Here is a 20,797-nt window from a genome sequence, read left to right on the forward strand (position 1 = left end):
AATGAATATCATCCAAGTGAAAAACTACAGTGAAATGAGTGCAAAAGCAGCTGATATGCTGATTAGCAAACTTCATGAAAAGCCAAATATGAATCTGGGACTTGCAACGGGCGGCACGCCGAAAGGGTTATATGATCGTTTAATTCAAGATCATAAAGAGCACGGCACGTCTTACAAACACGTTACTTCCTTTAACTTAGATGAATATGTCGGAATGAAACCGCAAGATCCAAACAGCTATCACTACTATATGGCAGATGCGTTATTTAATCACATTGATATTGACTTAAGCAGCACGCACGTTCCTAACGGCCTAGCTGATACGCCTGAAGAAGAATGCCGCCGCTACGATGAAATGATTCAAAATCACGGAGGCATTGACCTTCAGATTCTTGGAATCGGCCAAAACGGACATATTGGCTTTAACGAACCTGGTACGTCATTCAACTCTCCTACTCATATTGTGACGTTAGAAGAGTCAACGCGAAATGCGAATGCTCGCTACTTTAATTCTCTTGACGAAGTGCCTACTCAGGCTATTACAATGGGAATTGAATCGATTATGAAAAGTAAAGAAATTTTACTTCTTATCTCCGGGGAAGCCAAAGCAGAAGCGATGTATCAGCTGCTTAACGGAGAAATCACAGAGAACTTCCCTGCTTCTATTTTAAAGAAGCATCACTGTGTTACAATTATTGCGGACCAAGAAGCTTTAGCTAAAGTGAACCTTTGAAAGAATAGTCAAGCAGCCTGACCCGGCTATAATCAATCCGTCTTTATGAAAGAAAGGTGTCTCGCTATTAGTTAGAGCATATATAGATAACATACCTCCTCGTCTTTTTTAGATGAGGAGGTTTACATAAAGGAGAGAACTTAAGTGATTGATAAAAGCTCACCTCTTCCGATTTATTATCAAATTGAAGAACAGTTGAAAAAACAAATTGAAAACGGAGAGTTAAAACCGAATGATTCGCTTCCTTCTGAACGAGAGTTTGCAGAACGATTTGAAATCAGCAGAATGACCGTTCGCCAAGCAATTAACAATTTAGTAAACGACGGTTATTTGTATCGTCAAAAAGGCCGTGGCACCTTTGTATCTGAAAAAAAACTGGAGCAGCAGCTCGTTGGATTAACGAGTTTTACAGAAGATATGAAAGCGCGCGGAATGGTGCCAAGCAGTAAGCTGCTGAGCTTTGAAATTATTGCGGCTTCAGAAAAAATTGCCGATCAGCTGCACATTTCTCTTCATGCACCTGTTTATGAAATCAAGCGTATTCGTTTAGCTGACGACGTGCCAATGGCGCTTGAAAGCGTGTATGTATCCGCTAACTTAGTCAAAGGCTTAACAGAATCCATTGTTAACGACTCTCTCTATCGCTATATTGAAGAAGAGCTCGGGCTAAAAATTGGTGAAGCCAACCAAACGTTAGAATCCATTTTAGCTTCTGAAACCGAAGTGAAACATCTTGGAATCAGCTCATATTCACCCGTTCTATTAATTCAAAGAAATACGTATTTGCAAGACGGCACGCCGCTTGAAATGGTGAAGTCTTCGTACCGAGCAGACCGCTATAAGTTTACGATTAACATGACACGATCTTAACTAAGGAGTTTTTTTATGTCTAGTTTATATCTACAGGAACTAACAAAACTGCTTGCTAAAGTGGAGATGCATGAACAGCAGGCAATGGAATCCGCAGCGGAGAAAATCTCACAGCAACTAGCTTCTCATCACCTCATTCATTTATTTGGGTGCGGTCATTCTCATATTTTAACGGAAGAAGTGTTTTACCGTTCCGGAGGGCTTGCGCCGATTCATCCTATTTTTGTAGAAGAACTGATGCTTCATAAAGGAGCTTCGCGCTCTTCACAGCTAGAGCGTAAAAACGACTATGCCTCCACTTTTATGGAAAAAGAAGATATCGTACCAGGCGATATCATGATTGTGATTTCTACGTCGGGCGTAAATCCCGTTCCGATTGATGTGGCCTTAATTGCAAAAGAAAAAGGCGCTTTTGTTATCGGGCTTACCTCTCCTTCTTATGCCACGAGCCGGGCTTCGCGGCATAAAAGCGGAAAATACCTTCATGATGTCGTAGATCTTGTTATGAATAATCACATTCCAAAAGGAGACGTTCTTCTTCATCAGCAAGATATTTCTTTCGCTTCTGGTTCTACTGTAATTGGAGGCGCTATCTTAAATGATGTCCTATCTAAAGCCATCCAAAAACTGCTCAGCCGCGGCATCACGCCTCCTGTCTTTTTAAGCGGAAACATGGAAGGTTCAGATGAACATAACCAGCGGTTGATTGATGCTTACAAAGGAAGAATTACTGCCCTATAACAGCCCCTGCGGCTGTTTTTTTGCACAAAAAAAAGATGCTTGAAAGCATCTCATCAAAGTCGGACTGTACGATTTGGACTAGATCTCCTCTTTATCAGTAGAAGTCTTGTTCACAGCACCATAACCTACTTATCCGACATAATTACTATGTTTAACATAAGTATACTCTTTTATACCTTAGGTGTCAAATAAGTTATAAGAAATTTCGTAGTGCATTCATTTGAAGATTTTTTTACGGTAATGTTCCAGCTGGCTTTTAGCTTCTTTCATAATTGTTGTATGTATGATTTCATCCGTGATGGTAAAATAATTGTCTCCGTACTGATAGTCATCTATCATATCACTAATTTCAAGCCAACCTACTAACTCCGTCGGACAGTCGAGTTCAATGAACATGGTGTATAAGTGGTTGGCTTCTGTTAGCGCCCTCTCTTCATGCTGCACAATTGTTTGAAGCCGCGTATAGATCAGGTAATCTGTACATTCCTGTTCACTCGGTTCCGATAAGGAGAGCTCTTTTAAAGTACGCTGAAAATAATCTTCTACTTCAAAGAGATTATAAGGCGGGCGGAGAGAAGCTAAAATAGAAAGAGATAAAGAATTCTGTTCATGTTCCAGCATAGAAAGTGCCCATGGTAAATAATGTTTTTCCACTGTGGCACTCTTTTGATAAATGTAATAACAGAGCTCACGTGTATCCATAGAAATCCTCCTTCCTTTTTCATGCCGATACAATTTCAAATAGTTTACCATATCTATAAATTTTATCTATAAATTTCTGCCAAAGTGTTGTATGAGATTTCCTGCCGCATCTCACAAAAAAGAACCTGCATCAAAACTGATGCAGGTTCTTCCCTTCATATCATGCTAATTATTTCATGTTCATTTGCCCTTGTGAGGCCCTTTCGCTACGTATATCGGTTCATAACGAGAGTGCCAATTGTCAGATCAGAATATCTGCTTTTCATATGAGGTAATACGTTTGCTGAAGTTGCTGTTAAGTATTCCAAAACTAAACCAGTCCCTTCATGAAGCTAAGTATTTACCTTTCACAGTAGCCTTAGAAAAATTTCTATCGGCTCTGTACTATTTGTATACCACGTTTCAATTGAACTAAACTAAAAAATTCATTTTAATCAAAAAATTCTTACCACGGAGATACAATCATTAATAGCGAATTACAAATGGAGCTTTAATCCTTCATGAGAAGCTGTGAATCCAAGCTTTTGATAAAAACGCAAAGCCTCTGACCGTTCCTTGTCAGTTGTTAATTGTATCAACTGACAATTACGTTCTTTCGCTCGTTGAATCGCCCATGTAATCAGCTGATATCCAACCCCTTTTCCGCGCTCTGACGAAGCGGTTCGGACTCCTTCAATCGTTGCTCTCCACGCGCCTTGTCGTACAATGTGGGGCGTAAAGGTTATTTGTTGAACACCTATTACTTCACTATCTTTACATGCGACAATCAGTTCATTGTTTGGATCCGCATCAATTGCCTGAAATGCTTGAACATAACAGGCTGGAAGCGGTGATTCGTAGCGCTCTCGCTTGCTTCCAAGCATATCATCAGCAAGCATTCCAACAATTTGATCTAAATCTTCCCGCACCGCTTCTCTAAAGGTTATTTCTCCCATTTCACACAGCACCTTTCCCGTGTCTATTTATGATATTAAAAAGAACACTGACGAACAAGCCCAAAACCGATGCCAAGAACAAAGCAGCCGCTAAAGCACCAAGCCCCATTCCTTCAAAGCCGCCAACTCCAAATATGCTATATAGAAATAGAAATATGCTTATTAGCATGCTGCTAAGTGAAATTCCGTACTGCCCAGGTGAGTTCCTTCTATAGAAGAAATACGACGCACTAAAAAGCAGAACAAAGAAAGCACCCATTAATCCAAATAAAGAAATCATTTACACCCTCCGCCTTCTTTTAAAAAAGGAATTTATATCCATTATATACTATTATTTTTATTTATTCTATCTATATTAATAGCCCTGCAGCCACAACTAAATAGACATGACCAAAACGGCCATGTCTATTTTTCTACTATATTAAAAAGAAAGTTCTTTGAACCAAAAAGAATAAGGGGCTAAGCAAGCTTCATCAATTTCATTTATACGTTTTTTGCATCGCTGCAGCACCTCAGCAGGAATGTGTCTCTCTAAGTATGCAGATTCTCCGTTAGCTTGAATCGTTTCTTCTACTAGCTCTTCAAACACATCTAAGCATGCTAAAAACTGCGGAAAAGTTGTATTCACGAAACGCTCGCAGTCATCATTGGACGTATCGAGCAGCACAACCGAACCGTTTTTTTGATGAAGACAAATTGGATCTCCAGCGCCTGTTGTTCCTAAAAACCAGTAGTGCTGGTAGCGAGATGATAACTCAAATGTTTCGCATAATGTTGTTAGCTTCCCTTTGGATGAAACGAACTCTAGAAATGGTGAAGCTTCTTTGGGCAATCCTTTTTCTGTTAGCAACTTCTTTGTCTCTTTATCAATATCAAGGGGTGCAAGCTGTTCGGCATCAAACTTCATTCGTTTTTCCTGTCGTTGCATCACATTTGACAACTTCTTTCACTCCTTTTCACCATTTGCTCTTTCTTTGCTTTTGTTTATTATAAAAGAAATCCAGCTCGTATTATATGCTACAAATGAACTTAATTAGACTGAAAATTTTTCCAATCTTTATTTATATAGCCCGATTTCCTCTTTATAAACACAGGTAAAAAGAAACCGATCAGATTTTCTCCAGTTAATTCTGCTTCGAAAAATAATTCTCATTCCCTTCTTCCCTTTTCAGCGTACTCTCGCCTCTTATAAACAGGCTCAATCTTTATTATTCCAATTTTTTCTACTTTTTGCAACTAGGACTTATCTCACCATTTCTTATGCGAGATTAATAACTTGACAAAATACTAAAATAAGAAACAGTAATTATTTACAATTTTTTAAACTTTATGGTTTAATAGGTATGTAATTCCTGTTTTTTACTATATTTTTTTGGAGGTTTAACATGAAAAAAGGGTCAATTTATCGTTTTATTGCTTTTGCTTTAATGTTCACCTTGTGTTTTAGCCAATTAGGCTTACTGAAAACACAAGCGGCAGGCAATCCACCTGCTAATGAAAAAACATTAAGCATTGGTAAAGCAGCAAAAGGAACATTTACAGAACCAGAACAAACACATTGGTACAAAATTAATCCTTCTAAGCAAGAGGTAGCAAAGTTTTCACACTACCGAATTAAGCTTCAAAGTGATGATGAAGTAAACATCACGGTTTACTCTAGTCTTGAAGATGCCAAAAATAACGTGGCATTTGACCGTTATATGGGATATTCTTACAAAGACGAGCCTGCTCAGCTAGATTTTCCAATCGCTTGGACTGGCCCTTATTATGTGAAAGTTGAGTATTATGGAAGCGAAGACGACATGATTGAAGAAGATGCGGAAGATGGTTCAGCTTCTCCAGAACCACAGCCGGAAGAAAAAACAGAAGTTCCATATACAATCAGCTATGAAGGCGCTTCACTTCCTCCTTCTCAAATGATGGAAGAAGAATGCCCGGCTGAATTAAGTACAAGCCAAAAAGAAAACGGAAAAGGTATTTTAAAAGATTTGCGTACGATTCGCGACGCTGTGCTTTCAAAAACAGCAAGCGGAAAAGACCTTTCTTCTCTTTACTACAAAGCCGCTCCGTTTATCAGCTCTAAAATGATTATTGATAAATCGATGCGCGAACAAGTATACAAAGATTTAGTTCAGTTAAAGGGTCTATTTACAGATGTAGCGAAAAACGGCGCATCAAGCACCTATATGATTACAAGTGCTGATCAAAAAGCAATCAATGATTTATACAGAATCGCTTATAAATCCGTTCCGGCTGCTTTAAAGAAAGACTTAGAAAAAGTAGCAGCACAGACAAAATTAAAAGACGTAACGGACTTAAACGTATCGTCTGTATTAGTAAGAGCTAAGTTAGTCAGCGCAAACAGCGTTTCAACAAAAGCTGAAACTCGCTATATTGTTAAATTAAAAGATGGTGCAAATGCTAAATCATTCAAAATAAAAGCACAGTCAAAATCAGCAAGCATTGAATCTATTAATCCATTAAAACAATCAGCTGCTTCTTTTGATAATATGTTTGTTATTCAATTAGATGACAGCAATGCAAAAAGTTTCAGCACGTCATCTGCTCAAGGTAAAATGACGGCAAAACAAATTCAGGCACTTCCTGAAACTGAATTTATCGAGCCGGTTCAAGAGTACCACGCTCTTTCAATGGATTCACAATATCCGTATCAATGGTCATTAAACAATACGGGTAAAAATGACGGTACGCAACATGCCGATATTCAATACGAATCACTTGAAAAATTACTAAACGGTCAAAAATTAAAAGATACGGTTATTGCCGTTGCGGATACGGGCGTCGATTCATCACTAGCTGATTTAAAAGGCGTGGTGGATACAAAAACAGGCTATAACTACGTGGATCGTTCGTCAAATGCAACAGACGACAACGGACACGGAACTCACGTAGCAGGTATTATCGCAGCCTCTGCAAACAATAACTATTCAATGGCCGGCATTAATTCTCATGCAAAAATTTTACCGGTTAAAATTCTAGATGCATCTGGAAGCGGAGATACAGAACAAATTGCGTACGGTATTAAATACGCGGTTGATCACGGTGCAAAAGTCATTAACTTAAGCCTTGGCGGATCTTACAGCCGCGTGCTTGAATATTCGTTAAAATACGCATACGATCATAACGTAACGGTTGTAGCTGCAAGTGGAAACGACGGTATGGAAGAACTCTCTTACCCTGCTTCATCTGCCTATGCGATTTCAGTAGGCGCATCAAACCGTTTAGATATCGTATCTGACTACTCAAACTACGGAAAAGGATTAGATATTACAGCTCCTGGCTCTGATATTCCAAGTCTTGTTCCAGACGGAAACGTCACTTATTTAAGCGGAACATCAATGGCAACACCTCACGTGGCAGCCGTTGCGGGATTATTGCTATCACAAAACCCAGGCTTAAAGCCAAAAGACGTTGAAAAACGTCTAACGGATACAGCTAAAGATATTAAATTTGATGAAAAAGATGCTCCTGTATACGATGATGAAGAAAGTCCAGCAGAACCCCCTGCTCCAGGCTACGATTACGTATCAGGATGGGGACGTTTAAATGCGTACAGCGCAGTAAGTGCACAGCAGCTGCAAGCGCAGGTAAATACATTTGTCAGCACGCAAAAAATTGTTACAGGTAAAGCTCAAAGCGGTTCAACTGTTAAAGTAATGAACGGCTCAAAAACACTTGGCACAGTTAAAGCTGATGCAAAAAATACGTTCTCTGTGAACATTCCAGCTCAAAAAGCTGATACCGTTTTACAAGTAGTTGTCACAAACGGAAAAGCAAGTACGAGCATTCGTGCAGTTGTTCAAAAAGCACCTGCCAAACCAGCGGTAAAAGCCGTAACGAATAAAGATGAGTATGTAACAGGAACGTCTAAAGCGAATTTTACGGTAAATGTTAAAAACAGCGCTAAGAAAGTGATTGCTTCAGCAAAAGCTGATGCAAAAGGCGCGTTCAAAGTAAAAATTCCAAAACAAAAAGAAAACACAGTCTTGTACATCACGGCTACAAACAGCCAAAAACAAGAAAGTGAAGAAGTAAAAGTAACGGTGCGTGACGTTATTGCTCCAAATGCACCTAAAGTGAATCCGGTCAGCGACGCGGATACAGCTATTAAAGGAACCGCTGAAGCAAATGCATCTGTTGTAGCGAAAGTGAACAACAAAGAAATCGGCAAAGCAAAAGCCAATGCAAAAGGCCAGTACAGCATAACGATTAAAAAACAAAAAGCAGGTACAGCAATCAGCGTAACAGCAGCAGACGCAGCCAACAATACAAGTAAAGCTACGACTGTAAAAGTGAGCGATAAAACTCCCCCTGCTGCACCAAGCGTCAATGCTGTCACAACAAAAAGCACGGCTGTAACAGGTAAAGCAGAAGCAAATGCTACCGTAACGGTAACAGTAAACAAAAAAAGCATTGGCTCTGCTGCTGCTAACAGCAAAGGACAATACTCAGTAAAAATTAAAAAGCAAAAAGAAAAAACAGTCTTAAGCGTAACTGCAAAAGACAAAGCGAACAATACGAGTAAAGCAACAGCAAAAACGGTGACAAAATAAAGAAAAAAGGCGCTTGGCTTATGGCCAAGTGCCTTTTTGTTATAAAAGCTGTTTGTTTTTAAAGTACTTCCACATTCCCCACGTTAACACAATTAACATAACAATAATAACAGCAGTAGCCCAGTGGGAATTTTGATATGGAATCGGTACGTTCATCCCAAAAAATCCGGTTACGAACGTCAGCGGAAGCATAATCGTTGAAATCAGCGTTAAGACGTTCAGCTTTTCAGATGAAGTTGCATTGGTAATAGAATAGTACGTATCAAGTGCACTGTTTACGAGGTCTCTAAATGTTTCAGCAGAGTCTACAATACGCTCTAAGTGGTCAAGCAAGTCAATGTAGAAAGGAACATTTTCCTCACGTATATCGAATTTCCACTTTCCATTAACCGTTAAGAAAATTCGGCGCTGAGGCAGAATAACGCGACGGATTAAGATAATCGTTCTTTTTAAAGCCAAGAACTCTTCCGTCACTCCGCGGACTTCTTTGTTGTAGATTTCATCTTCTAACTCATCAATACGCATGTCAATTCGGTCTAAAATCGGAAAGTATTCGTCCGTGATGCCATCAATCAAAGCATACAGTAAAAAGTCGGCGCCGCGGTTCATAAACTTTGGATAGCGTGAGCACACAGCATCCATTTTGCGAAGCCAGCCCATTTTATGTTTATGAATCGTCACTACGTAATTGGATCCGACAAAGGCATTTAACTCAAGCGTCGTAATCTCGTCATCACTTTCTTCGTTATAGCGAAGCGCGTGAAAAACGAAAAATTTATAGTCTTCGTAATCATCCATTTTAGCGCGAGGACTGTCGTGTAAGCAGTCTTCAATCGCCAATGGGTGAAAATCGAATAATTTAGCAATTTGAGCAAGCTCTTGTCCGTGGACATCATACAAATCAATCCACAGCAAATTATCAGGATTGCGCAATTTCTCATGCACGTCTCCTAAATCAAGATTCGTTACCATTTCTTTTGTTTCATCATCATATAAGTATGTTTTAATCATTGATTTTTCACCTCACATCATTGAGGCATTAAGGAGTATTTTCCTTCGCTGAAATGAGAGGAACATATACACCTTTGTTGCCCCTATCTTGTTTTGCAGTAACCTTCATCGAAATGGGGTCATCAGTGCCCATTCATCTCACCTCCTAATTAGTTGAAGGAACGCTGACTTGTAATACAGCTACTTCACAAAGTTTAATTTTAACATACAATCCAACTCTAGCGTAGCGCTTTTTTCAAAACCTTTTCCTCACCATTTAAAGTTTCAAACAAAACTTCCGATACTATAAAAGCAGTTATAATCGGCAATCGATAACTAATAAAGCTTGAATCCTCCCGCAAAGGTTCACCTAATCGTAGACGATCAACCCCTCAAGGGGGATCCCCTACGATTAGGTCTAGAAAATCTATCATGGCCGGTCTTTGGTCATGTGAGATTTTCTACACCGATAAACATTATATGTGTGATGAGGAAAAACGTGTAGGAATTTTTGGACTTTCATCGAATACTTACTTAACAAACTTAGATTACGAAAAGGACTGATGATACATGCATTTCAAACGTGAAGAACCGTTTCGCTTTTTATTTGAGACCCCCATTGTTGGAACGTTTTCCATTGCTAAATACGACAACAAAGAAATCGATTCTAAGCCAGGTCCTTTGTCCGTTATCGACCTTTCACCAAAAGGAATCAAAATAATCACACCGCTTGATTTACCTATTTTCAACCATCAAATTCAGCTAAAAATTAGCTTTTATTTAAATGAAAAACCTATTCATATTACCGGACTTTGCGTGTGGAAAGAAAAACGGCACACCGAATACCTTTATGGCATTGAAGCGTTTAACGATGTGGAAGAACAAGCAATCTTAATTACAGAGCTCAAAACCTACGCCAAGAAAAAGCAAGATAAGCAATAAAAATAGCGCTCATTTGTTTTACTCCCCTTTTAAGATGGCAATACTACGAACGACTTCGATAGAAAAAGGTGAGACGATGAGCAGCAAAGCAAAAAAAGAGTGGATTGGCGGTCTCGTACTATTTTTACTCGTCAGTTTTGTCAGCATCACATTTGCAGGCTATCATACGGTGAAAGCTGCTGTTGATCAAACGTATGTACCGCTTGAGCATGGTAACAAAACACACGTCAATTTAAAAAAAGGGCAACCGTTTTCCCTGCTTTTAATTCAAGAGAACGATCAAAATACGTCATTTGTATATATGACTGTTAATAAACAGCATGAATCAATAAAAATGACCCACTTGCCAGGGTCAACTCAGCTCGGCAATGAAACACTGAGAACCATTTATCATCGAGGAAATATGAATGCTGTCGTAAAGAACGTCGAAACGTATACAAAGCTTCCTGTTGATTATTATGTCAAAATGGATCAGCAGTCAGTCGTCGATGCTGTAAATAAATTAGGCGGCATTATCGTCACAAACAAACGTGCTTTTGAACAGAGCAACATTGTTTTTCCAAAAGGATCGATTCGCCTTAACGGAGAAGAAGCACTTGTTTTTTTAAAGGAGCGTAATGAGCAAGACATCTTTACTGCGCATGAAAGACAGCTGTCCGTCGCGAAAGCCATTTTCAGCCAAGCAGCTACGATTCCCAATGTTGCAAAGCTGCATTCTCTTGTATTTAAGCTCGCTGATCACATTGAAACCAATGCAACCTTTAATGATATCAAACGGATTCAAAAAACCTACAAACCGGCCGTTTCTCACGTAGACAAGCAGCAGTTTCCGCAAAACGAATGGAATCAAAAACAAGTCACAACGCGGCTGTATAAGCATTTAGAACGTAAGGAGCTGTTTTTATAAAAACGCCTCACGAAAAAACCATTGACCATAGGCTCAATGGTTTTTTATGCTACTTATCTTCAGCAGGCACCACTTTTTCATTTATTTTAACCACAATTCGTTCATCCCGTTCATCTTTGAGATAGCTCTTTTGATAAAAAGAATGATTAGGCGGTCCAATGATAACCGTATCCGTAATCGGAGCAACGGCTTCTGCTACTTCGCTTGCGCTTACTCCATATGCTTTTTGAAACACGATCGGAGGCGTTAAGTGCAGCACGTCGGATCCTTCTGTAGATTCGAATTGATCATTGTTAAAAAAGAGATGAAGATGCGCTTCTTCCGATAAGGGCTCAATCCAATGCCACCAGCCCATCGGTATAAAAACAACTTCCCCTTCTTTTATTCGGTAATTGTGCATGCTGCTTGTATCAGGGTCTAAAATAGATACCTGCACTTCACCTGAAACGACGATATCTAATTCCCACGCGTTTGGGTACCAGTGTGGTTCTCTCATATGCCCTTTCGTCATATATAAATCAACAAAAGCACCTCCGAGCATTGCAGGCAGCTGAGTTGAGGTTAGTTGATACGCTATATTTTGGTCGTTTCGTTTGAACAGGACGTTTTGCTTATAATTCACTGACAGATTAGGCGTTCCTGAGCTTTTTTTAATATTTGAATTATCCGGCACAAATCCAGATTTACTCATAGTGTCATACCCTCTTTTCATCAAAAAGTTATATGCACTATCCTATTAAAACTTTTAGCTAAGGGTGTTTTAATTAGGAAAAATAAAAAACGAGCGTTCCCACTCGTTTTTTATCCGACAAGACGTTCAATTTTCTTTTTCTTCCATACAAATTGATAATAGCTGTACTGCAGGATCAAGCTGACCACAAACGCCGCTGGATAACCAATCCAAATCCCTTTGATCGCAAGAGAGGTAAACTGCGATAACACGTAGGCTACGGGTACTTCCACACACCAAATAGCCATAATGCTAAATACCGTAGGCCAAAGCACCGTACCGCTTGCTCGCATCGTAGCGGTAATAATTTGCGCATGACCGAAAATCAAATAGCTCCAAAGTGTTATCACTAACAGCTCTTCGGCAATATGGAGCGTATGCTGACTTGTTAAAAACAGAGCTAAAATTTGATTGGAAAAGAGATAAATAAGTAAAATCAATACGCTGCCAATAACGTAATTCAGCATAATTCCAGAGCGGATAACTTCTTTTAAACGCTCAAATTTATTGGCGCCAATCGACTGCGCCGCAAAAATAGAAACCGCAATTCCTAAGCTGATTGCCGGCATTTGTACATAGCTTGCCACTTGGTTCACCGCTCCGTACGCTGCTGTAGCGTCTGAGCCAAATCCATTTACAAACGTAATAACCGCAATTTCAGAAAGAGAAACTAAAATCATATTGATACTCGCTGGAATCCCTAAACGCATAAGCAGCCTTAAAAGCGTTCCGTCCATTTTTAATGAAATAGATGAGTCAAACTTTAACGGATGATTTTTCTTGCGTAAATAGATAATCATAATAATGAACGTTAATACGGTTGAAAACACCGTTGCATACGCAGCGCCGTACACTCCAAGCTTTGGCACTCCGATCCATCCAAAAATTAAAATCGGCAGGAAAATGATGTTTAAGACCGTACTCACAACTAAAAAGTAAAAAGGCGTTTTAGAGTCTCCGGTTCCGCGCATAAACGTCGTATAAACAAAGTATAAAAACAAAACAGGAATTGCCACAAACAAAATGCGCGCATAGTGAACCGTTACGTCAATAATATTAGCCGGCGTTCCCATAATCCGAAGAATATCCGGAGCAAATATGCTTCCCAAAACGGCAAGCACAATTCCGACTAAAAAGGTAAACGTGAGCGTGGTACCGATAATTTCTTTGACTCGTTTTTCGTTTTTGGCCCCGTACGCTTGCCCGATTAAAATGGAACTTCCTGAACCAATTCCAATCGAAAACGATACGAGCAGAAAAAACAGAGGAAAAAAAGCGGAAATAGCGGCTAACGCATCAACTCCAAGCGCTCTTCCGACAATAATACTTCCCGCAAGCTGCCCAACTGACTGCATGGCGTTACTTAACATGAGCGGAATCAAAAACACAAGCATCAGCTTACTGACGGATTTTTCTGATTCCACTGCTTCACTTTTAACATCTTGATTCTTCACACCTATTTCTCCTTTGTATCAGCTTTCGGCGAATGATAGCCTTTTTCGCCGTAAGGCTGCAGCTTCTCTAACCATTTCGCTTCCAGTTTCAGCAAATCCTTTTTTGAAAGTGCTTTTTCTTCTTCTCTTTTAATCGTTTCCAGCATCTCGATTGAAAAAGAATCCGCTCCGTACGTATTCCACTCGTTTTGAAGCTCTTTATTTTGATGAGTGTTCGTCTTTAACGTGAACTTTACGCCGTTTAACGTTTTGATGTTAGGCGTAGAGCCAATGTAAATCTTATCGTTGTGAAGGTTTTTTATTTGATACACGCCGCCTTCTGTTTTTACTTCTTTCGCTAGCTGCTTCATTTGTTTTTTATAGTCTTTTGAGTCCATACTCATACCTATTTCTCCTTTTCTCCAGTAGCTGCTTCCGTCTGCGCTGCGCTCTAAGAAACCGTACTCAATTAAATAGCGACGCAGCACGGCGTAGTCATCATAAAAAGGTGTTAACATATCGTTCACTTCTTTTTCGGTATACGTTGTTCCAACATCAAAATGACCGCTTAATTCTTCAAGAACAACAAGACGGTGTTTTTCTTGCAAGTGAAAGGTGCGAAGAGGTCCGTTCAAGCCTTGCGGAAAATTCTTCGCTAAAATTTTTTCACGTTCTTCATCACTGACGCTGTAGCGCTGACTTCTTCTAGGCGCTATATTTGTTACGGGTACCGCCTTCTCTTCTTCCCCGTCGTTCAACAGTTCCATCAGTGTTAAAAACACTTTTGCCTGACGCTCTTTTTTCTTTAACGTAAAGCGGTGATTCCGAATGGTCGATGAACTGCCAATTCCCATTTCTTTTTGAATATCACTATCGCTTTTTCCTTCTTTAAAAAACTTCACTAAATTTTTTTGATGATCAGACAGACCCGTTACCTCTTTATCTAGCTCTATTAAATGTTGGAACACAGACCCGTGCTGCTGTTCCACATGAAGCTTCATATAACGTTTTGCTTCATAAAAAACACCTTCCACCGGATAAATAATGCCTTTTTCAATGCTTTCACCGCACAGTAAGCAGTGGTAGTGATCTTCGCTTTCCTCGTACCCTTTCTTCATATCTTCAAAAGATGATTCCCAAAACAAATCGTTTACCATATAAATAGACACCTTTCTTATTTGTTTATTAATTTATAAACAAATATATTATACGTTTATAAATATGTCAATCATACGTTTTATGATACACAAAAAAAGGTTGAATTATAACGAAATGAACCCAACCTAAATACGAACAAATGGGATACATGAGCTCATATAGATCACTTATGACACCGCAGTTAATTTCCATGCAAGACTTCGCTTTCCGCGGGCGGCCGGCGAGCCTCCTCGTCGCTTGCGCTCCTGCGGGGTCTCACCCCTTCCGCTTTTCCCGCAGGAGTCTTCGCCTTGCCCTCCAATCAACTGCTAGAAAGACCTACACACATGAAACCTACGTTAACCATAACAAAAAAAAACGAACCACGAATCAAACACGTTGATCAATGATTCGTTTTTCACTTAGGCTAAAATAATTTCGTTCCGGTCTCTTTATTCCATTCACTTAAATAAGGAAAATCCTTAGATATAACGGGCTTATCATCTAAAAGTGTAATTAACTCTAAACGGTTACCGTCAGGGTCATTAAAATACACGCAAGCCGCTGGCATCCACGTATGAACAATCGGTTCTGTTTGCGGCTTTCCAAACGACGTCTCTTCCGGTTCAATACCTTTTGAACGCAGCCATGTTAACGCTTCATGAATATCCGCTGCTTCAATTCCAAAAGCAAAATGACTTCTTTTCAACTCTTTTTCATCGGTTTCCCAAAGTCCAAGCATCTGCTTTTGTTCCCCAACAAAGAAAAAAGCACAGCGCCTCTCTTCAATTTTATGAACAAACGTCAGCCCAAGACGTCTATAAAACTCAATCGAATTCTCCAAATTCCGCACCTGCACATGCGTCTCATAAATACTCTTAATCATAGCCTTCCCTCCATCCTTTTCTACTACTATAAGCCATCTCGCACCAAACAGCTTCCTAACAAAGAATGAAAAATTATCAGTCTTAAGAACGAGAAACCCCAACATAAACACGCAGCCTTGAAATTCCGCAGAGCACTATGGGTAGGTAGGTTTTGACTAAGATTTTAACCTTAGGTCTAAAAAAACCCCCATGGCTGCACTCTAGCCATGGGGGTTTTTCTACATCGATAAATTAAGCGTGTGCTTTTGCGAGGCCGATACAGATACCGCCTGAAATAATCAGTACACTCGCAAGAGATACATAGAATAATTGACGCTTTGTTTTCTTTTCTCCCAAGAAGACAATACCGCCAAAAATTGAAATAACGATACCCATTTGCGATAATGAAAAGCTTGTTGCTACGCCTAGTCTTGATTGAGATAAGAATAAGAACATGTTTCCAGATGCCCAGATTAGACCTGGTAAGATATTACGAATCGTATATTTGTTAAATGGCTTATGTTTGTATGTAATGATTAAACCGCCAATTAACATACCGATTGCTTGCGGGAATAAAGCTGCCCATGCGTCTACGTTGAAGATACGTGCGATAACTACGTAAACTAAGAATCCAAGACTTGAAATGATAAGAGTGATAACTCCTTTTTTCGTTTGTCCCGGAGCCCCTTGTGCCCCTTCTTTTTTACCGTCTAATGAAGAAAGCACAACGCCTGCTAGTATTAAAAGAATCGCAATAGATCCAAGCACAATCGTTTGAAGCGTTGACCATTCTTTAAATACAATAACACCAAAAAGAGCTGTTGATACTAATTGCATACCTGTTGAAATCGGCATTGACTTTGAAACACCAAGGTATGGAACACTTTTAAACTGATTGCTTTGACCTACTGACCAGAACAAACCTGAAACAATTCCGACAATAACGAGCGTTGGTGTTAACACCGGCTGCACAATCATAAACTGAACAAATGAAAGAATCAAAGCTCCAATAATTGTTCCAAGCGTTTGACTGTAAGGTCCACCGCCCATCTTCATACTAACTAAAATCATGCTTCCCCACGCAACGGAAGGAAGAACACCTAGCAAAATATCCATCTTTCTCTTAACCTACTTTCCTATTTCTAATCTATGTACATCGTATGTAACGACCTGCTGCTTTTCTCTCATCAAGGGCAAAAGCCAAGCACTCATACTCCCTCGAATATTCCCCCAAAGGTCCACTTATGCGGATGAGCCTACCCCGCAAGGGGGGCAGCATCCGCTTAGGTCTAGAAGGTTTGATAGGACTGCTCTTTAGTCCTATCAAACTTTCTACATCGATAAATATATAACGTTTTCATAAATGGTGATAAAACTGCTATTTCTTGCTGCTCGTATTATACTAACACGAACATTTATTATTTAGCTAGAAATTTTTTTGATTATTTTTTAAAAACAGAAAAAAATTTTTTCTTCTTACTCTGCAGCTTGCTTTTCCCTCTTATGTAATCTGCAATCAGCAGAAACGGAGGCCTCTGCTGATTGAAAATAAGAAGAGATAAAGCCTTTTCATTTTAGTTAGCTACAGGCTTACAAAATTGCTCTACTACTTCTTTGGCTGGAATTGAGCTAATCGCACCTTTTCCAGTTGTCGTTAAGGCACCGCTTGCATTTGCAAAACGTAAAATAGCATCGTGGTCAGAGTCAAGAATAGCCGTTAAGTTTTCTTGTGACACATCGCGGCTTAATAGCTGATAAAGGAATCCGCCAATAAACGCATCTCCTGCACCTGTTGTATCAACAACTGCTACTTTGTAACCGTTTGATTCATAGACAGCTTGTTTTGTATAAAGCGTTGCGCCTTCTGCACCTTTTGTGAACACAACTACTTGAACGTCACCTGTAAATAGAGACTGAATCGCTTGCTGTTCATCTTCAATGCCTGTGATAAACGATAGCTCGTCGTCTGAAATTTTGACAATGTGCGCTTGAGGAATAAATTCTAAAATCGTTTGACGGCATAGCTCATGGTCTTTCCACAGCGGAAGACGTACATTTGGATCAAAGCTGATAACTCCGCCTTTTTCTTTCATGCTTTTAATCGCTTTCATATGAGCGTATTTCATAGGGCTTTCAACTAAATCAACCGAACAGAAGTGAAGAACATCGTTGCTTGCAAACCAATCAGAGTTAATTTCGTCTTCTTTTAGTAATAAATCTGCTGAAGGGTTACGATAGAAGCTGAAATCTCTTTCTCCGTCTTCACGCAGGGAAACGAAAGCTAAAGCTGTGTTTGCTTCTTCTGTACGATAGACCATATCAGTACCTACTCCTACTTCACGAAGCGTATCTACTAGAAAGTCTCCAAACGCATCTTCTCCAACTTTTGTAATAAGTGCTGACTCATTACCGTATGTAGCAACAACTGCTGCAACGTTTGCCGGCGCTCCGCCTGGCACACGCGTAAACGATTCCACTTCTTTCAATTGAAGACCTTTTTGAGCTGGAATCATATCAATTAATACTTCACCGATACTAAATAACTTACCCATTCTATTCACCTTACTTTTCTTTTTGTCATATTGTCATACTATGTTCCAAAAAATCCTTAAATCAAATTATACGTCCCAAACATCTTTTTCGTAAAGAGAAATTTCCAATTTATTTTAAAAAAATCACAAATTATCGTTTTTTTCTCACAATGTTTTATTGGTTAATTCCGTTCCATCCCTTATCAAACCTGAGATTGAAATGACTTTCTTACACAAAGGTCGCGGAATAAAAAAAGTTAATTTCCAGTTTAAACTGTTTATTTATTCATTTTTCGTTCGACATCTCTTCTCTTATTTCCTGTTTATTCGCCGTGAATATGCAAATAATGATAAAAATTCGCGTTTTTACCCCTATTTAAGAAGGAATGGCTTAAAATGTGTCGAATAGACTTAGGTAGGTATATGACATTATGTATGTTACACTAAATACAAGGCAAGGAAGGGAGAATCAGTCATGAAAATCAATGTTTTTCTAGACGACTATCGCAAATGCCCTGACGGTCATGTTTTAGCCGAAACGATTGATGAATGTATTGATCTGCTAAGATCATTCGATGTTGAACATTTATCACTCGATCACGATTTACTGAGTAAGACACGGAATGGATTAATGCTCGTGCATTTTATGGTAAAGCATCATTTATATGCCGATCGAATTACGATTCACTCCGCTAATCATTCAGGCAGCAAAGCAATGTACAACTGCTTTAAGGACGCTCAAAAAGAGCATAAAATGCCAAACAACATTAAAATTCTAAGATGCCCTCTGCCTCTTCGATGATACCTGCACCCTCACACATTCATTTCAACAGAATCTGTCCGATTCAATTCTCACAGACATCCTGTTTCTATAAAATGAAGAACAATACTGCTTGTTCGATACGTATAGATGTGAATACGCTTTAAGCAGTTTATATTATATAGAAGAAACCGCTCTAAAATACCGTAATGCTAGCTTTAAAAAGCAGACTATATGGTACAAAGAGCGGTTTTTTTGCTATTTAGACAGTTTAGCAGAATTCAAGTCAGCTGAGAGAGCAGCCGGCTGTTTTGCGTTTTCTTTCAGCTGCCTAGCGTTCACGAACCAGTAAATGCTTCCCACAAACAGTCCTCCCCCTACGATGTTTCCGAGTGTAACGGGAATTAAATTATGAAATAGCCCAGCAGCCGAAATCGCATCAGGATGCGGAAGCAATAAAGCTAGACCAAGAAACGTCATATTTGCCACGCTGTGCTCGTATCCTGATGCAACAAATGCAAACAGCATCCAAAAAATAAGCATGATCTTTGCCGCATCGCTTTTAGTGCGCGCAGCCGTCCAAATTGCCAGGCAAACAAGCCAGTTGCAAAGAATGCCGCGAAAAAATAATTCACTGACCGGCAAATTCATTTTTTTAGCTGCCAGCGTCATAAGTAAATGGTTCGGTTCAATTCCTTTAAACAAACCGGTTCCGGTAATTAACAAACAAAGCCCAAACGCACCTATCGCATTTCCGATAAAACACCACGTCCAGTTTTTGAACGTATCTTTCCATGTCGTGACTCCCGATAGCGTACTGACTGTATAAACCATATGATTCCCCGTAAACAATTCAGCTCCTGCAAATACGACAAGCAGGAGAGCAACAGCAAAAGATAACCCCATCACAAGAGAAACGACCGGTAAAGAAGCAGAGGCCAAAGGTGCTCCTACCGATAGCGCTAATATAACGCCAAGTCCTACGTAAGCACCCGCTAGCACAGCTAACAGCAAATAACTCGGCAAATGCTCATTCACAAGCTTCGTTTTTTCGCGTGCTAACTCATTCATTGACTGCAGTGAATTCTTAAACAAAAGTGTTTCCTCCTTTTATTCATCTTAGACGCATACTTTTTCTTCTGTTTTTTCCAAAAACCAAGAAAGAGCAGAAGCTTGCTTCACCACTTTACCAATCACAATCATCGCGGGATTGCTGACTTGCTGTTCAGCAGCCGTGTCTACAATTGTGCCAAGCGTCCCTGTAACCGTGCGCTGATAAATAGACGTACCTTGTTCAATAAGCGCGACCGGCGTATCCGCGCTTTTTCCGGCGTCTAAAAGCTGACGGCAAATATACGGCAAGTTTTTAACGCCCATATAAATCGCAAGCGTATCAACTCCTTTTGCTAAGTGCTCCCAGCGAATACTTTCCGGCTTGCCGCTCAAACAGTGTCCCGTCACAACGGCAAACGAACGGCTCAGCTCACGGTGCGTCACAGGAATTCCAGCATAAGCAGGTGCCGCGATGCCCGCTGTAATACCCGGAACGATTTCAAATGGAATTCTATGCTGAGCGAGCACTTCTGCTTCTTCACCGCCTCTTCCGAAAATAAACGGATCTCCGCCTTTTAACCGCACGACGGTGTTTCCTTTTCTTGCGTAGAATACAAGCAAATCATGAATATCCTCTTGAGAAACGCAGTGATCACCAGGCTTTTTCCCGCAGTAGACGAGTTCCGCTCCTTCTTTTGCATACTGAAGAAGAACAGGGTTCACTAATCGGTCGTATAAAATAACATCTGCTTTTTCTAAACATTTGGCTGCTTTTATGGTTAGTAAATCTGGATCTCCTGGTCCGGCTCCTACAATGTACACTTTTCCTGTTCTCATTTTTGCTTCGCTCCTTTTAATGTGTTCCCTTGAATTTTTGTGGCGCGTTGAAAATC

Annotated in this window: 20 protein-coding genes; 7 read left to right on the forward strand and 13 right to left on the reverse strand. The window is 39.8% G+C overall.

Features of this window, described 5'->3' with window-relative positions; translation table 11 throughout:
* Position 1 precedes the first annotated feature (1 nt).
* The 3 genes from nagB (at position 2) to ACFX4W_RS27345 (ending at position 2,344) form a co-directional block, all read left to right on the forward strand.
* The gene (gene nagB, locus ACFX4W_RS27335; RefSeq protein ID WP_280559227.1) at positions 2–733 is read left to right on the forward strand and encodes a glucosamine-6-phosphate deaminase; all 732 of its coding nucleotides are present in this window, start codon (positions 2–4) and stop codon (positions 731–733) included.
* A gap of 144 nt (positions 734–877) precedes the next feature.
* On the forward strand, positions 878–1,603 hold the full coding sequence (locus ACFX4W_RS27340; RefSeq protein ID WP_280559222.1) for a GntR family transcriptional regulator: 726 nt from the start codon (positions 878–880) through the stop codon (positions 1,601–1,603).
* A 15-nt stretch (positions 1,604–1,618) separates the two neighbouring features.
* Positions 1,619–2,344: an SIS domain-containing protein gene (locus ACFX4W_RS27345; RefSeq protein WP_043979773.1), complete on the forward strand. Its 726-nt coding sequence runs from the start codon at positions 1,619–1,621 to the stop codon at positions 2,342–2,344.
* A 216-nt stretch (positions 2,345–2,560) separates the two neighbouring features.
* Here ACFX4W_RS27345 and ACFX4W_RS27350 read toward each other — a convergent pair whose 3' ends face one another.
* The 4 genes from ACFX4W_RS27350 to ACFX4W_RS27365 all read right to left on the reverse strand — a co-directional run bounded on the left by ACFX4W_RS27350 (position 2,561) and on the right by ACFX4W_RS27365 (position 4,912).
* Positions 2,561–3,046: a hypothetical protein gene (locus ACFX4W_RS27350; RefSeq protein ID WP_237074647.1), complete on the reverse strand. Its 486-nt coding sequence runs from the start codon at positions 3,044–3,046 to the stop codon at positions 2,561–2,563.
* 476 nt (positions 3,047–3,522) lie between these two features.
* A complete protein-coding gene (locus tag ACFX4W_RS27355) occupies positions 3,523–3,981 on the reverse strand; it encodes a GNAT family N-acetyltransferase (protein WP_043979775.1) in 459 nt (152 codons plus the stop codon).
* Position 3,982: 1 nt separating this feature from the next.
* A complete protein-coding gene (locus ACFX4W_RS27360; protein ID WP_043979777.1) occupies positions 3,983–4,261 on the reverse strand; it encodes a YesK family protein in 279 nt (92 codons plus the stop codon).
* 141 nt (positions 4,262–4,402) lie between these two features.
* Positions 4,403–4,912 carry an SUKH-4 family immunity protein gene (locus tag ACFX4W_RS27365; protein ID WP_237074789.1) on the reverse strand — a complete coding sequence of 170 codons (510 nt, stop codon included), beginning with the start codon at positions 4,910–4,912 and terminating at the stop codon, positions 4,403–4,405.
* Between the two features lie 454 nt (positions 4,913–5,366).
* Between ACFX4W_RS27365 and ACFX4W_RS27370 the strand changes: the two genes are divergently transcribed.
* Complete coding sequence (locus tag ACFX4W_RS27370; protein ID WP_280559220.1) at positions 5,367–8,555, forward strand: S8 family peptidase; 3,189 nt, start codon at positions 5,367–5,369, stop codon at positions 8,553–8,555.
* Between the two features lie 39 nt (positions 8,556–8,594).
* On the opposite strand, the gene corA is transcribed toward ACFX4W_RS27370, so the two are convergent.
* On the reverse strand, positions 8,595–9,566 hold the full coding sequence (gene corA, locus ACFX4W_RS27375) for a magnesium/cobalt transporter CorA (RefSeq protein ID WP_013055874.1): 972 nt from the start codon (positions 9,564–9,566) through the stop codon (positions 8,595–8,597).
* A 549-nt stretch (positions 9,567–10,115) separates the two neighbouring features.
* Here corA and ACFX4W_RS27380 point away from each other — a divergent pair.
* Positions 10,116–10,487: a PilZ domain-containing protein gene (locus ACFX4W_RS27380; RefSeq protein WP_028407825.1), complete on the forward strand. Its 372-nt coding sequence runs from the start codon at positions 10,116–10,118 to the stop codon at positions 10,485–10,487.
* Positions 10,488–10,563: 76 nt separating this feature from the next.
* Positions 10,564–11,394, forward strand: a complete 831-nt coding sequence (locus ACFX4W_RS27385; protein WP_280559208.1) for an LCP family glycopolymer transferase — start codon at positions 10,564–10,566, stop codon at positions 11,392–11,394.
* Positions 11,395–11,443: 49 nt separating this feature from the next.
* On the opposite strand, the gene ACFX4W_RS27390 is transcribed toward ACFX4W_RS27385, so the two are convergent.
* The 6 genes from ACFX4W_RS27390 to ACFX4W_RS27415 all read right to left on the reverse strand — a co-directional run bounded on the left by ACFX4W_RS27390 (position 11,444) and on the right by ACFX4W_RS27415 (position 18,112).
* Positions 11,444–12,085, reverse strand: a complete 642-nt coding sequence (locus ACFX4W_RS27390) for a cupin domain-containing protein (protein ID WP_377560353.1) — start codon at positions 12,083–12,085, stop codon at positions 11,444–11,446.
* Between the two features lie 110 nt (positions 12,086–12,195).
* The gene (locus ACFX4W_RS27395; protein ID WP_280560780.1) at positions 12,196–13,518 is read right to left on the reverse strand and encodes an MATE family efflux transporter; all 1,323 of its coding nucleotides are present in this window, start codon (positions 13,516–13,518) and stop codon (positions 12,196–12,198) included.
* Positions 13,519–13,580: 62 nt separating this feature from the next.
* A complete protein-coding gene (locus ACFX4W_RS27400; protein WP_280559206.1) occupies positions 13,581–14,714 on the reverse strand; it encodes a DUF2087 domain-containing protein in 1,134 nt (377 codons plus the stop codon).
* Between the two features lie 407 nt (positions 14,715–15,121).
* Positions 15,122–15,580 carry a VOC family protein gene (locus ACFX4W_RS27405; RefSeq protein ID WP_162213801.1) on the reverse strand — a complete coding sequence of 153 codons (459 nt, stop codon included), beginning with the start codon at positions 15,578–15,580 and terminating at the stop codon, positions 15,122–15,124.
* 232 nt (positions 15,581–15,812) lie between these two features.
* Positions 15,813–16,676, reverse strand: a complete 864-nt coding sequence (locus tag ACFX4W_RS27410; RefSeq protein ID WP_013055866.1) for a GRP family sugar transporter — start codon at positions 16,674–16,676, stop codon at positions 15,813–15,815.
* Between the two features lie 458 nt (positions 16,677–17,134).
* Positions 17,135–18,112 carry a carbohydrate kinase family protein gene (locus ACFX4W_RS27415; RefSeq protein WP_280559205.1) on the reverse strand — a complete coding sequence of 326 codons (978 nt, stop codon included), beginning with the start codon at positions 18,110–18,112 and terminating at the stop codon, positions 17,135–17,137.
* Positions 18,113–18,566: 454 nt separating this feature from the next.
* Here ACFX4W_RS27415 and ACFX4W_RS27420 point away from each other — a divergent pair, with 454 nt between their 5' ends.
* The gene (locus ACFX4W_RS27420; protein WP_025749520.1) at positions 18,567–18,893 is read left to right on the forward strand and encodes a cyclic-phosphate processing receiver domain-containing protein; all 327 of its coding nucleotides are present in this window, start codon (positions 18,567–18,569) and stop codon (positions 18,891–18,893) included.
* Between the two features lie 216 nt (positions 18,894–19,109).
* Here ACFX4W_RS27420 and ACFX4W_RS27425 read toward each other — a convergent pair whose 3' ends face one another.
* Together ACFX4W_RS27425 and cobA are read right to left on the reverse strand one after the other, a co-directional pair.
* Positions 19,110–19,946 carry a formate/nitrite transporter family protein gene (locus tag ACFX4W_RS27425; RefSeq protein WP_280559203.1) on the reverse strand — a complete coding sequence of 279 codons (837 nt, stop codon included), beginning with the start codon at positions 19,944–19,946 and terminating at the stop codon, positions 19,110–19,112.
* Between the two features lie 24 nt (positions 19,947–19,970).
* Positions 19,971–20,741, reverse strand: coding sequence for a uroporphyrinogen-III C-methyltransferase (gene cobA, locus ACFX4W_RS27430; protein WP_280559202.1), 771 nt, complete (start codon positions 20,739–20,741; stop codon positions 19,971–19,973).
* Positions 20,742–20,797 lie beyond the last annotated feature (56 nt).

Source organism: Priestia sp. YIM B13489 (genome assembly GCF_042787645.1).
In the GTDB taxonomy this organism is placed as follows: domain Bacteria; phylum Bacillota; class Bacilli; order Bacillales; family Bacillaceae_H; genus Priestia; species Priestia megaterium.

Bases quoted from the DNA above. Each gene is read 5' to 3' on its own strand.
- ACFX4W_RS27410 (WP_013055866.1), bottom strand. From the start codon at position 16,676: ATGGATATTTTGCTAGGTGTTCTTCCTTCCGTTGCGTGGGGAAGCATG.
- ACFX4W_RS27385 (WP_280559208.1), top strand. From the start codon at position 10,564: ATGAGCAGCAAAGCAAAAAAAGAGTGGATTGGCGGTCTCGTACTATTT.
- cobA (WP_280559202.1), bottom strand. From the start codon at position 20,741: ATGAGAACAGGAAAAGTGTACATTGTAGGAGCCGGACCAGGAGATCCA.
- ACFX4W_RS27370 (WP_280559220.1), top strand. From the start codon at position 5,367: ATGAAAAAAGGGTCAATTTATCGTTTTATTGCTTTTGCTTTAATGTTC.
- ACFX4W_RS27350 (WP_237074647.1), bottom strand. From the start codon at position 3,046: ATGGATACACGTGAGCTCTGTTATTACATTTATCAAAAGAGTGCCACA.
- ACFX4W_RS27395 (WP_280560780.1), bottom strand. From the start codon at position 13,518: ATGCTTGTGTTTTTGATTCCGCTCATGTTAAGTAACGCCATGCAGTCA.
- ACFX4W_RS27380 (WP_028407825.1), top strand. From the start codon at position 10,116: ATGCATTTCAAACGTGAAGAACCGTTTCGCTTTTTATTTGAGACCCCC.
- ACFX4W_RS27390 (WP_377560353.1), bottom strand. From the start codon at position 12,085: ATGAGTAAATCTGGATTTGTGCCGGATAATTCAAATATTAAAAAAAGC.
- corA (WP_013055874.1), bottom strand. From the start codon at position 9,566: ATGATTAAAACATACTTATATGATGATGAAACAAAAGAAATGGTAACG.
- ACFX4W_RS27405 (WP_162213801.1), bottom strand. From the start codon at position 15,580: ATGATTAAGAGTATTTATGAGACGCATGTGCAGGTGCGGAATTTGGAG.
- ACFX4W_RS27420 (WP_025749520.1), top strand. From the start codon at position 18,567: ATGAAAATCAATGTTTTTCTAGACGACTATCGCAAATGCCCTGACGGT.
- ACFX4W_RS27360 (WP_043979777.1), bottom strand. From the start codon at position 4,261: ATGATTTCTTTATTTGGATTAATGGGTGCTTTCTTTGTTCTGCTTTTT.
- ACFX4W_RS27400 (WP_280559206.1), bottom strand. From the start codon at position 14,714: ATGGTAAACGATTTGTTTTGGGAATCATCTTTTGAAGATATGAAGAAA.
- nagB (WP_280559227.1), top strand. From the start codon at position 2: ATGAATATCATCCAAGTGAAAAACTACAGTGAAATGAGTGCAAAAGCA.
- ACFX4W_RS27345 (WP_043979773.1), top strand. From the start codon at position 1,619: ATGTCTAGTTTATATCTACAGGAACTAACAAAACTGCTTGCTAAAGTG.
- ACFX4W_RS27415 (WP_280559205.1), bottom strand. From the start codon at position 18,112: ATGGGTAAGTTATTTAGTATCGGTGAAGTATTAATTGATATGATTCCA.
- ACFX4W_RS27355 (WP_043979775.1), bottom strand. From the start codon at position 3,981: ATGGGAGAAATAACCTTTAGAGAAGCGGTGCGGGAAGATTTAGATCAA.